The 12,895-nt window shown below is 39.0% G+C and carries 11 protein-coding genes; 4 read left to right on the forward strand and 7 right to left on the reverse strand.

All coding sequences use genetic code 11. The features are described 5' to 3' along the window. Positions 1 to 30: 30 nt before the first annotated feature. From tssE to AK825_RS09055, 7 genes are all read right to left on the reverse strand, one after another. Positions 31 to 522, reverse strand: coding sequence for a type VI secretion system baseplate subunit TssE (gene tssE / locus AK825_RS09025; protein ID WP_068036454.1), 492 nt, complete (start codon positions 520 to 522; stop codon positions 31 to 33). 101 nt (positions 523 to 623) lie between these two features. Beyond that, entirely contained in the window at positions 624 to 1,127 is a 504-nt protein-coding gene (locus AK825_RS09030; RefSeq protein ID WP_025651832.1) for a type VI secretion system tube protein Hcp, read from the reverse strand. A 54-nt stretch (positions 1,128 to 1,181) separates the two neighbouring features. Further along, positions 1,182 to 2,672: a type VI secretion system contractile sheath large subunit gene (gene tssC, locus AK825_RS09035; RefSeq protein ID WP_068036456.1), complete on the reverse strand. Its 1,491-nt coding sequence runs from the start codon at positions 2,670 to 2,672 to the stop codon at positions 1,182 to 1,184. Positions 2,673 to 2,675: 3 nt separating this feature from the next. Then, positions 2,676 to 3,188 (reverse strand): type VI secretion system contractile sheath small subunit, encoded by a 513-nt coding sequence (gene tssB / locus AK825_RS09040; protein WP_068036458.1) that lies wholly within the window; start codon positions 3,186 to 3,188, stop codon positions 2,676 to 2,678. 21 nt (positions 3,189 to 3,209) lie between these two features. Then, entirely contained in the window at positions 3,210 to 3,932 is a 723-nt protein-coding gene (locus AK825_RS09045; protein ID WP_149038756.1) for a hypothetical protein, read from the reverse strand. A gap of 76 nt (positions 3,933 to 4,008) precedes the next feature. Then, positions 4,009 to 4,386: a hypothetical protein gene (locus AK825_RS09050; RefSeq protein WP_149038757.1), complete on the reverse strand. Its 378-nt coding sequence runs from the start codon at positions 4,384 to 4,386 to the stop codon at positions 4,009 to 4,011. Between the two features lie 1,160 nt (positions 4,387 to 5,546). Next, positions 5,547 to 5,792, reverse strand: coding sequence for a hypothetical protein (locus tag AK825_RS09055; RefSeq protein ID WP_082785684.1), 246 nt, complete (start codon positions 5,790 to 5,792; stop codon positions 5,547 to 5,549). A 528-nt stretch (positions 5,793 to 6,320) separates the two neighbouring features. Here AK825_RS09055 and dinB point away from each other — a divergent pair. The 4 genes from dinB (at position 6,321) to AK825_RS09075 (ending at position 12,644) form a co-directional block, all read left to right on the forward strand. Further along, entirely contained in the window at positions 6,321 to 7,406 is a 1,086-nt protein-coding gene (gene dinB / locus AK825_RS09060) for a DNA polymerase IV (RefSeq protein WP_068036468.1), read from the forward strand. Between the two features lie 243 nt (positions 7,407 to 7,649). Next, positions 7,650 to 8,807: a tRNA preQ1(34) S-adenosylmethionine ribosyltransferase-isomerase QueA gene (gene queA / locus AK825_RS09065; protein WP_068036470.1), complete on the forward strand. Its 1,158-nt coding sequence runs from the start codon at positions 7,650 to 7,652 to the stop codon at positions 8,805 to 8,807. Between the two features lie 161 nt (positions 8,808 to 8,968). Continuing rightward, entirely contained in the window at positions 8,969 to 10,843 is a 1,875-nt protein-coding gene (locus tag AK825_RS09070) for a hypothetical protein (protein ID WP_068036472.1), read from the forward strand. 58 nt (positions 10,844 to 10,901) lie between these two features. Further along, the gene (locus tag AK825_RS09075; protein ID WP_068036474.1) at positions 10,902 to 12,644 is read left to right on the forward strand and encodes a FimV/HubP family polar landmark protein; all 1,743 of its coding nucleotides are present in this window, start codon (positions 10,902 to 10,904) and stop codon (positions 12,642 to 12,644) included. Positions 12,645 to 12,895 lie beyond the last annotated feature (251 nt).

The raw sequence follows: 12,895 nt of genomic DNA on the forward strand, positions 1-12,895 counted from the left end.
ATAGTAGTTATTTCATTAAGTTAATAATGATTATTTTATTAAGTAACGTTGAGAGCTTGGCTCAAAGAAAGCGTCGAAACTCACTAGCTCTTGCGCTGGATAAACTTTCAGTAAGGCTTCAATAGAAAAACAAAGCTGATTAACATCTACGGCACCAATATCCAGTGAAACTCTAACGTTTTTTAAACGGGTGTCTTGTTGCTCCACGGTTTGTGCTATTTGACGACAAATGTAATCGCAGTCCGCTGGATTGGCACTACTTAGCCCTACAAAGTCTAGTATTCCGAAACTCAAAATAGATGAGCGCACATGTTTATATTCTTGCAGCTTATCGGACACCACACAGCGTGTATTCAATAAAGATTCCAAGTCTCGTGCAACAGAAGATTTTAACTCCTCAATATTTAGACGACGCACAATAAGCTCATGCGCTAAGTGTCGAGGCTGGTCATCAAATAACTGCTCGAACAAGTTTGGACGAAACCCGACTTCTTTATTAGATGCTTTAGCAGCGTAATTCATTAATATAGTCATTCCTATCTTAGAAAATAAAAAAAGAAAGGCCTAAATATAAACCTTTCTTTTTAATCACAATATACGCATAACACGTGAGACTACCGATCTTAAGCAGTATACGTGGCAGTGTTATTAGCCAGCGACCACTTCTTAGTCACAGCGCCTTTAGCAGTACCATCGATATCTTGCTGCGTGTAAGTCCATTCAACTGCTGCATACTTGATACCGACTTTTTCGATTGGCACGCCTTCAGAACGGACAGTAGGTTCGACACTAGCGATAAGTGCATGCTTAAGCTTAACTTCAAGATATTTAACGCGCTTATCACCATTGGCACGATAAAAATCAATTTGAATCTCATCGAAAGTATAACCAGCTGAACACGCTTCCCATAGCTTAGGGCTAGTAGAATCCAAGTCTTTCATAAACGTCATGTCAGCATGCTCACAGCGCTCAGAGGTGTGACCACCAACGCTACTGGCTGTCGCTGACTTTGGTTGACGGATCAAATGGTCCCATGTATTTACTTCAAGCCAGCCTTTATGCTCGCTATCACGAGACTCGCCGTCAATTTTGTATTTACCACGGAACTGAATATAAATATCTTTCATATCACATACCTTGTTTTGAGAAGTTTACGTTTAACGTTGGATTTTAATAAACGATTAGCTGTTGCTAGACTGCGGTAGTTGAGTGACTAAACGCAAAGAAACAGACAATTCGTCAAGCTGAAAGTGTGGTCTCAAAAAGACCACTGACTTGTAGACACCAGGCTTACCTGGCACTTCTACAACTTGTACAGAAGCTTCGCGCAGTGGGTACTGGGCTTTGGCTTCTTGAGAGGCTCCGTCGTCTAGCAAGACATAACGAGAAATCCAGTCGTTCAAAAACGACTCAACATTACCAGGCGCTAAAAAACTACCAACCTTGTCGCGCATCATCGCTTTTAGGTAATGGGCAATACGGGATACTGCCATGATATATTGCAGCTGGGTCGATAAAACAGCATTAGCATTAGCATCATCGTTTTGGTAAGTTTTGGCTTTTTGTACTGATTGCGCTCCAAAGAAGGCCGCATAATTAGTATTTTTACAGTGAACTAATGGGATAAAACCTAAATCGCTCAGCTCTTTTTCACGGCGATCAGTGATAGATATCTCCGTTGGGCATTTAAGCGCCAAATCCCCTTCATCAGTCTTAAAGGTATGGACAGGTAAACCTTCCACCAAGCCACCCCCTTCAACACCGCGAATAGCCGCACACCAGCGATAGTCTGAGAAGGCAGAGGTTAGACGCGAAGCAAATGCATAAGCAGCATTCACCCATAGATAATCGCTATGATCAGTACCAGAAACTTCTTCCGTAAAATTAAAACCTTCAACCACTGTTCCTTCTTTAGGGTCATAAGGCAGACGTCCTAAGAATCTAGGAACCGTAAGTGCCACGTAGCGAGCATCTTCTGACTGTCTAAAAGCACGCCAGCGTATGTATTCTGCAGTTTCAAATATCTTCGATAAATCTCTAGGACGACCAATGTCAGTAAATGAGTCAAGCCCAAACATCTCAGCTGATGCTGCCGATACAAACGGTGCGTGAGAAGCTGCAGCCACATGAGATAATTGCTCAAGCAGATACATATCAGAGTTTTGGCGGGTAAATTCAAAATCACCAACGATTGCTGCATAGGGCTCGCCGCCAAAACTACCAAACTCTTCTTCATATATCTTTTTGAACAACGTGCTTTGATCAAAATCTATCGAAGATTGAAAGTCTTTGGTAAGCTCACGCTTAGTAGTATTCATCATGCGTATCTTAAGCATTGATTCAGAAGGCGTTTGACTACATAGGTAATGTAGACCGCGCCAACTAGATTCCAGCTTCTGAAACTCAGGAGCATGCATAACCGTAGTCAACTGCTTAGAGATCAGCGCATCAATCTGCGCAATACGCGCGTCGATCGATGCCGCTAGATTATCTGATAATGTCACCGTGCCTTGCATGACTTCATTAGCCAGCTCTGCAATTTGTGACTTCGCGCGATTCTTTTCATCATCAGACTTCGCAATATTACTTTTATTGACGATTTCTTCGAGTAAGTCGTAGCTTTCATTATCTAATGAATCAGTTACTATATTCTGCTGGGCTTGGGCACTCATCGCTTAATCCTCACCGTCAATTTGATTTCGTTCTGCCATTTTCCTGACTTGCTCAGTATTCTTGAGCACATCGTCCAATAAATCTTCAAGCTTTTCATTAGCCGATATCTTGTTGCGCAAATCTGCTAAGCGATCTCGTGCTTGCACCAACTGTTTTAACGGCTCAATCTGATCAGCCACAGCTTCAGGACGAAAACCATCAATACTGTTGAATGCTAAATCAACCGCAAATTCGCCACCTTTATCGCTTAAGTCATTGCTAACTCTAAAGGCTGCGCGCGGTGCTAGACCTGACATTACTTCGTCAAAGGTATCCAAATCCACTTCAACAAATTTTTTGTCTTTAAGACGTGGTTGCTCAAGTTTAGAATCACCTGAGAACTCTCCCAGCACGCCAACCACAAAGGGAATCTCCTTAGTTTCAATCGAATCACCAACTTCGACGTCATAAGTAAGATGTACCCGAGGAGCACGTACTTTTGCGAGTTTCTTTTGCACACTGTCTTGCTTTGCCATAATAAGTTACCTCAGCAATTGCTATTTTGAACGTACATTTTTGAATGGATCAGTGGATATAGGAGTTGTTTTTCTAGGAGTAGACTGTTGCTTAACCGGTTTGCTAGCAGCAAGCTTTTGTTTTACCGCTGTCTTTCTTTTAACAGGAGCAACTTGTCTTTTGACGGATGCGCGGCGTTGGCTTTTAGTTTTTGCAGCTCTAGGCTTGACGACAGGTGCTGGTGGCTTTGGTAAAGACTCATCATAGTTGAAACCGTAGACTTCACCGTATATTTTGCTCAGGGCGTACTGATATTCTTTTAAGAAGTCAGCTTCAACCTCATCAGTTAAGTAATCTGATTGCAATTGGCTTTGGGAGACAATAGCACTGCTATTCAACAATATTTTTTTGAGCTTAGAAGTATTTTGACCTAAATTAATCGCCTCGCTTGCTGCATAGACAGCATAGGCGTGATAGCCATTGTTATAGTAAATCTGTGCCAAAATCTCCCATGCTAAAGAGTCATTTGGATTGCTTGACAGTCTCTGATTTAAATCTGAAATTAATTGATGCAGTTGTGGTGATTTTGCATCAGCATTTTTGAGCTTAGCATATTGATTAATGATGCTTGAACCTGGATCTTTTTCTTGTATGACAAGCTCACTATGTGCTGTTCCCATAACTGAACCCGTGATAAATAGGCCCACTAGAATAGCTTTAGGCAGCTTAATACTGACTTTTATACTGCTTTTGATACTGGTCATCGTAAGTCGGTGCTCGCTATTGTTAGTATTAGATTGATACATCTATTTACTCAAGAGTAGTTTAACCAAAGGATGCTTATTCAGAGGTATTAATTAAGGTAGTCATACTGGTTAAAGTTTCTTTAAACCTAGCCTTATCATGACTATTCATCAATGCGTTGTCATGGTAAGCGTCTACATTACTCTCCATTACCTTGACAGCCGATAGCATGGCAATCTGACGAGCTTCAACAATCTGACTATCAACACTAAGTACTTCATTAGCCGCTCTTAATGCCCGTGAATAATTCTTTAACACATAGTTATTTTTGGCTACAGTCATCCATGCTTCTAGATTTCCTTCACGTAAAGTATTGACCTCAATAGCGTCAGCCAGATAAACGAGTGAAGGACCGTTTAACTTCTTAACTACTGGTTGGCTTACTATATTCTGCGTATTTTCTTTAGCGCCCATGCTACAGCCTGTGATCAGCACAGAGGTACTAAGGATTATGGATAGCAGATTTAAATTAGTAAGCTTAATACGATAAATAGGGTTCATAAATGCAGTATCATCAGGATTGTAAAGCAATAAAATAAGCGCAATAATTCATTAAAATACGCAATAATAGTGAACAAATAATAGTCCGTTTTCAGGTAGATTATACAGATACTTGACAATATTTCAATAAACTCTATAATTTTTAGCAAATAATTGTTTATTATTGTTTTCAATGCTTAATTACTCTTGTAATGTATAGTCATTAAAACCTACCTTATTCTCCTATAATCGCATACCATACATAAATTCGATGTTGTCACTGACTCCAAAAACATAAATAACGTTTATCTAATAGCTTTTCATTAGACAAACTATATAAGTGAAATAAGGTTAAAAAACATACTACTGTTTACTTTTGATTTTATGTATATGAACGCATGTTTACTATTTATAATCATACTTGGCTTCTCGACTAGGCTCTCCATAACACGGACACCTATTTGTTGGACAGCTCTCATTCAGGCAATTTGTTATCAGTATTCAGATGGCGGGGTACATTTCTATGTAAAAATGATCTAATGAAACCTAATTCTTTTTTAGACAATATAGATAAATATGAAAAACGTAACTCTCTTCCTTTGCTCTTGATAAGCACATACTCGCGCTTGATGTGTTGTTTCATCGCTATAGAATGATATTTTTCACCTGCTCTCAGCCAGAACTTAAATTTATTTCACTATCAATCTGATTTTTTAGAGAACCTGACTTTAATTTATGAACTAAAAAATTAAAGCCCAGCTTAAATATATATAAATTAGTATTTATATATATTTAAGCTGGGCTTTTTTAGAAAATCTATTTGTTTTTTCTGTATAATCGCTTTACTTCTTGCTATTTCTTTAGAAATTAACCTTACACTAAAAAAGATATCAATTATCTTTTTTCATTATCCATACTAATAGCTAATAATAGAAATTATAAACATAAAATCATTCATTATATTTACTAAAATACCTATATTTATCAAATAACCTCATCTATTTCTTAATTAAAGCAAAGAAATCATCAGTACCAACTCATACCCTTAATAGTCATCTTAGTTATATCTCCTTAGCTCAATGGCTACTAGATATTTATAACCCTGCATCTTCTTGTGTAAGCGCAACTATCTTAATAGGTACAGCGTAAGTCCATGGTGCGCCGCTTGTACAAATAAACTTACCATTTTCAAAGTACATAATACGGGCTGTAAAGTCGTTGTTTTCGTGATCCGTAATAGCACGCTCATCACTTTCGTCATCGACCGCACACCATATATTTTGGTGGCCATTTTTCAGCATTGCTCGGGTTAGGTCGCTACCTTTTAACTGATTATTCATTTTAAACTCCTCAGTCATTAGTTATATTGAAAGTTTAGAATATTTAGTACATCATAGTATTTTAAAGATTTTATCTTTCGTACTTTTAGTTAAAAAAAGATGTCTATACAACTATCATATGCTAGAAAATCTAGACGGTAACATCTACAGATTAATTAAATGGTTTTCATACTTTCTTTAGATAAACTAAATACGTAAAATTAGTAAGTGCTTATCCAAAAGATATGAATTAGATTAATCATTACTTAACTTAACAAACTAATAGTGCTGTCGGCTACCACTTATTTTTTTATTGTCATAAGTGGTACGAATGTACTCTTAAGTGGTAAAAAAAATAAAGCAAATGCTGATTTTACATCCCAATAAAAATTATAAGCGTTAATGAATGGTGATATATTCAAAATCAGGTTTATACATCCAAAATACTTGATATATAAGCTAATACTATATTTTTATAAGTTTGATACTCTCCCCACATCTAGCAAGTATTGCTCAAAAATATCCGTAAACTCAGGTAAAATAGAGCTTATGACAGCTTTTACCTCACCTGCCCCTCGTAAGATTATTCATCTCGATATGGATGCCTTTTATGCCAGCGTTGAACAACGGGATTTTCCACAATATCGTGGTAAGCCTTTGGTCGTTGGTGGAGATCCTAGTGGACGTGGCGTAGTAGCCGCTGCCAGCTATGAGGTACGTCAGTTTGGAGTGCGCTCTGCGATGTCCTGTTATGAGGCACGCAAACGTTGTCCAGATGTAATATTCGTACGACCGCGTTTTGATGTATATCGTGCTGTCAGCACCCAGATTCGTACTATTATGTATAGCTTAACACCGCGTGTTGAGCCGCTATCTTTAGATGAAGCTTATCTCGATGTTACGGGTCTACAAGTGCATAAAGGTTCAGCGACATTGATGGCTAACTGGTTGAGGGCACAGATACTAGAGCAAACAGGGCTAACAGCGTCAGCAGGCGTTTCGTTCAATAAGATGTTGGCAAAGATTGCCTCTGATATCCATAAACCTAACGGTACCGCCATTATCACACCCAATGACGCAGAAGCGTTTATTAGTACGCTACCTATAGAGCGCTTTCATGGAATTGGTAAGGCAACAGCCAAACGCTTACACGCAATGGGCGTAAGTAATGGAGCTGATCTTCGGCAGGTACCCGCAGCATCACTAGTTAATGAGTTCGGCAAGCGCGGGCAGTTCTATCATGATATTGCCCACGGTCGTGATGAGCGACCAGTGAAATCTGAACGTCAGCATAAATCGGTCGGCTCAGAAACTACCTTTAGGGATAACTTGAGTGATAACGAACAATTACGCGCACAAATTTATGAGCAAAACGCTGATGCATTCAGACAAATGAACAATAAGCAGCTTATTGCTTATACCATTACACTCAAGATAAAATATGCTGACTTTACGCAAATAACGCGTTCATATACCTTATCTACTGTTTTTATAAATGCAGAGTCTGCACATTATTGGTTAGATAAGCTGTTCTTAGATATACCGCGTACACTGCCTATCAGACTTGTAGGTGTAACCTATTCATCTTTAATGCCTGCAACCCAGATCCTGCCGCAGCTTAATCTATTCGATTAAGACTTATGATTCGTTTCTATTAATTCGTTTCTGTATTTGAACTTTAATGCAAAGCAGTAATCAATATAAGATTGCTTAGGCTATTTTTATAGTAGGCATAATAGTTAAAAGCCATTAGGAATTTTTCACGCTATTATCCCGTTTCTGCTAAACTTATGCCAAAATTTTTAACTGCCTTCATCATGCATTATGAGCAACTTCAGTTCTAAAACCGCCAATCCTAATATAGACAACGATACCAATATGAATGATATTAAACACAACGATGCCCCACTGACTTATCTAAGCGTTGCTGATTATGATTATGAGCTACCTGACGAGTTAATCGCCCGCTATCCCTTGGCCCAACGCTCAGACTCCAAGCTGCTTTATCTGCCAGCTATAGATCACAAAGAACAACCAAGTCAGCCTCAAGACCACTTGTTTACGGCATTGCCATCCTTGCTCAGTGCCGGTGATCTTATTGTCTTTAATGATACTAAGGTAATGAAAGCGCGACTATTCGGTAAAAAAGACACTGGAGGGCGCGTTGAAGTACTGATTGAGCGTTTGGTAGATAGCTCAGGATTAAAAGACAATGTTGATATAAACAATGAAACATTAGCTACGTATTCAAACATCGCATTAGGTCATGTTAAAGCCAGTAAAGCGCCAAAGCTTGGACAACGCTTATGGCTAGCTGACGAGCGTATGAGCTGTGAGATGATTGGTCGTCAAGACAACTTATTTATCTTAGCCTTCGATGCCCCTGTTTTGCCTGATTTAGAGCTTTATGGTGAGTTGCCAATACCACCCTATTTTGAGCGCCATGCCGATGCGACTGACAATACTCGTTATCAAACGATATTTCATGATCCAGCCAAACTTGCCAGCGTAGCTGCTCCTACAGCCAGTCTACATTTTGATGAAACTGTGCTGTCAGCTTTGGCTAATAAAGGTATTAATACAGCCTTTGTCACTTTGCATGTTGGTGCTGGCACATTTGCGCCAGTTAAGACAGAAAACCTGCTTAATCATACTATGCACAGCGAATATGCACACCTGCCACAAGCAACCGCAGATTTGATTAATCAAACCCATGCAAAGGGTAATAAGGTTATCGCTGTTGGCACGACTGTTGCACGTGTTCTAGAGACTGCTTATCAAAAAACGGCAAATAATGGCCAATCTGTTGCCACTTGGTCAGGAGATACGGACATATTTATATATCCTGGTTTTAAATTTGGCGTTATTGATCGTTTAATAACCAATTTCCATTTACCCAAATCTACCTTACTAATGCTTGTATCCGCATTTGCAGGTAAAGAAGCTATTGAACAGGCTTATCAACACGCAATTAGCCATCAGTACCGCTTTTTTAGTTATGGGGATGCCATGTTGTTGGATAAAAAAGCTTTTTAATAAATTTAAATCTCACTCATCGCTTGGTGATGTTGGTAATGAACACTACGAAATAAATGGTAAACTGAACATTATTTTGCTAAAAATACGGATAGCTATTACACCATTATAAAGAGTACTGTTATTAGTTATTCTCATAAGACACTATAAAAGGGCTGCGCATGTCTTGGCATTTACCTCATCGATTGACCAATATTCATCACGCGATGTCAATAGCACTACTTTGTTCTGTGAGCTCTGTAGTGTTGCTACCTGTTGCACAAGCAGCCACTATGGGTAAAACAATTATTACCTCTGCGCAGCACGAACCTTTGACTGCAAGTATTACAGTAACTGACATTAATGCTAAGGATTTTGCCGCCAGTCTTGCAAGTCCTGTCGTTTATCAACAGATGGGGCTAACCCCAACAGCATCAATGGCAGTAAGGTTTGTAGCAACTTCTGCCACTACTGGTCAACTGCTTATTAATACCTCACAACCGGTATCAATGCCATTTGCAGATGTAGTACTGGCAATAAATGACAATGGTCAGCGCAATGTAGTACCTAAGACTTTACTTATGCCACTTGGTAACAATGTTCCGATTAAGCAGCCTAATCGAGTTATGTCAGGTACAAAAAAACCGAATCTACCAGTAGTGTCAAACTCTAACTCCAAACCGTTAACTGTTAGACGCGGCGCACCGCCACCGCTATTTACGTCACCGAGTATGCAAGCATCGGTATCGACGCCATCGTTGCCAGAAACCAATTCGCTTCAAACATCTAACGTTAAGACGTTACCAGTTATGAGTGCTGTCAATGTACCAACCTTACCAGGGTCTCAAACTTCAAACACAGCGATTGCAAACGCCAATGTTTCGCAGGTGACGAAAGCAACAGACTTCTCTAACAATAGCTTAAATGGCAATAGCTCAAACAGTAGCAGTACTTTGAGAGATACGAACTTAATAGCAAATAATAGTAACGTTGGAAAAGCAGATAAAATAGATCATTTGAACATAAATAACTTAGAAGACGCTGCTGCTCCCAATATTAGTTCGACCACCAATAATAACAATGGACAAAAAAATAGTGCGCTAGGCAATAGTGTGCCGACAGCTGATGCTATTGGCGCTACCGGCAATATAAATAAACAGGTCGATATTTTAAATATCCAAGTGACTCGGCAGATTCAGCTGAAAGAAGACGCTATCAATAATGAAGCAAGTCAACCAATACCATTTGCAAACAATATTGAAGCTAAAAGCACGCCATCCAAAGCTTCGCTGCCCTCCTCTGCCAATACTACCTCAAACGATAACCATAATAATAATGCTGGTATGACAGTCGCAGCTCCGATGTCAGGTAATACAAGCACAGCAACGACGAGTTATACTGTACAACGTAATGACAACCTTTGGATCATCTCTCAACAGATTGCACAGCAAAACAACCTCGATGTACCAACTGTCATGAAACAAATTAAAGCGCAAAATCCTGACGCTTTTATTGCACAAGATGCTGACTTACTAAAGGCAAATGCTGAGCTTAGTCTGCCCAGCTATGACACAGTGCCTTCACAGCAGAGCCTACAAACTGCCATTGCAGCTCAAAGACAATATTATCTGCAGACTAACCCATCTAGAACGAAGAAAACTCATGAGAAAAAACCAACAGCAGTAGAATCTGCTAGCAACGCAAAAGCCATAGCCTCTAAGAGAACACCGTCAGAATCAAAAACAGCATCTGAACGTTCGGATAAGCCCTCTCAAGTTGCTACCAAAACTTTACCAAAGGCACGTTTTTCTGTTGTTGCACCTGGTCGCGACGGTAGTGCCGATGGCACTCAAACTAAAGCGGCTGCTGCAACTGGCAATGGCTTAAGCACAGATATCTTGGCTACACTCAAATCGGCGCGTCAGCATACCGCTGAGCAAGCTAAACGAGTAGCAGCGGCCAATAGTACCCTTGGTAGCTATGCTAAAAAATTACAACTACAAAACCAAAAACTGGCTGAGCTTGAAGCTCGACTCAAAAAATTACGCAATCAATAATTGCCTAGCTGCTCAGCATCAATTGCTGTAAACAGTGCTCGTAGGCTTGGGAGTATTTATGGATAGTATGCTATATATCATTATAGGTCTGGTGGTCGTTTTATTGGTAGCGGTACTCGTGCTACGCAAAAATAAGGCTCAAAAATCGACTACTCAGAACTCGAAAGAAACTGATAAAAATTTAGCTGCTCATGCATCAACGTCAAAACTAAAAACAGCATCTACAGGCTCTAATCAAAACTCTGCTCAGCAAAATGCTACTAAATTTGATCCTTTAGCTGTTGCCCAACGTTTTATGGATCAACAGCGTTATGATAAAGCGATTGAGAGTATAGAAAGAGGATTAATAGAAAAACCTCAAGATTCTAAATTATTACTCAAGCTGCTAAACATCTACGCTATCACTAATCAACATGACGATTTCACTAAAACATATAACGTTATCAAGTTGTCTGATGATACGACAGCTATAAATGATGCAGATCAACTTAAAGCGTTATTAGATCAAGAGCAAACACTATCCTCACCTGTGTCATCGTTTGCTGTTGAATCGACTATAAATGATAGTCTAACTCTGACAGATGAGATTACGTTATCAGATAGTAGTGATAAGACATTACCATCTGCGAGTAGTAATGCTGCTATAGACCATATGTCTTTAGATTTTAACATGACAATTTCAGAAGAAACTAAATCTGAATCAACTGTATCCGAAGATCATGTTGATAGTAATGAAGATAGTTTTGATCTCACATTGGATGATTTAGCAACAGAAAATGTAGAAGTTAACAACTTAGAATCTACAACTAGCGACGATAATGATTTTGACATAACTAAAGAGACAAGCGTCGCAAAAACGCCCGCAGAACCTATTGCTATTGATGATGTTAGTAAAAATAAGAATATAAACGTCGATGACGATTTTATGCTTGATTTCGATTTAATGTCAGATGATAGCAACATATCAGAATTAAACTTTGTCGATGATGTGCAAGCACAAGATAGTCAGTCACAACATATCAGCTCAGATGATGATTTTGTTTTAGAACTTGATGACTTGGTTGAAGAGACAAACAGTACTGATTTTTTAGAGAATAGCGCTCAAACTAATAGCGAAGATTTTGCACTACTTTTAGAAAGTGAAGATAGCCCATTGGCTGAGAACAGTACGCTTAGTATGGATACGCTGGACATTCAAGAAAGTACTAGCGACAATGCCATTGTACTTGATAACGATAACGTACTAGAGAACGATGTTGAAGATACGTTGGCACAACTTGACACAACGACTGTCAAAGATGAGTTTTCTATTAGCGATGACACACAACCTGCAGCAGTCAATGAAGTGTCGGAAATAGACATTGATACAACTACACTTTTCTTAGATGATGAAGTCTCTACTACTGAAACTTTGAAGAATGAAACGCATGATGACAAAGTACTCAATAATCAAAGCATAGAAGATAGTTTAGCAATAGATGACGAGTTTGATTTTGATTCAGTCGTAAACTCACCGTCTGTTAGCATGCCAGTAGAGAGTGAAAACAATGTAAGCCTTGTTGATGACAATGCAAATATCCATACACTTGTATCTCAAGAGATTGATTTTGCAGCTCAATTTGCCACAGACTTTGATTTTGTAAATACCTTGGACAGTAATCAAGTAACACTGGATTTAGCTGGTCAGTATTTACAGCTGGGTGAGTACGATAGTGCCAAACGCTTACTTAACGAAGTCATTACTCAAGGTAACAGTGAACAGCAGAATCAAGCACAAGAGATGCTGGCGCGTACAGCTTAAGATATAGTTAGGGCCAGTAATTTTAGCTTTATAATTCATTCATATTAATAGGGCTACAGTACTGCTGGAATAAATTTTTGAAGTCTCTGTATTACTTCGCACATAGCAAGCAAGTAAAATTTATACCAGCCCGAGACCATCCCAGCATGACATTGTCATAGGTGTGCTCTTTTTATTTTGAATTGACTATACTATCAATCTCTTAAACCATTATATTGTTCATCACCAAGCATCTTATGAAAATAGGATGC

It is taken from the genome of Psychrobacter sp. P11G5 (assembly GCF_001593305.1).
Classification (GTDB): Bacteria; Pseudomonadota; Gammaproteobacteria; order Pseudomonadales; family Moraxellaceae; genus Psychrobacter.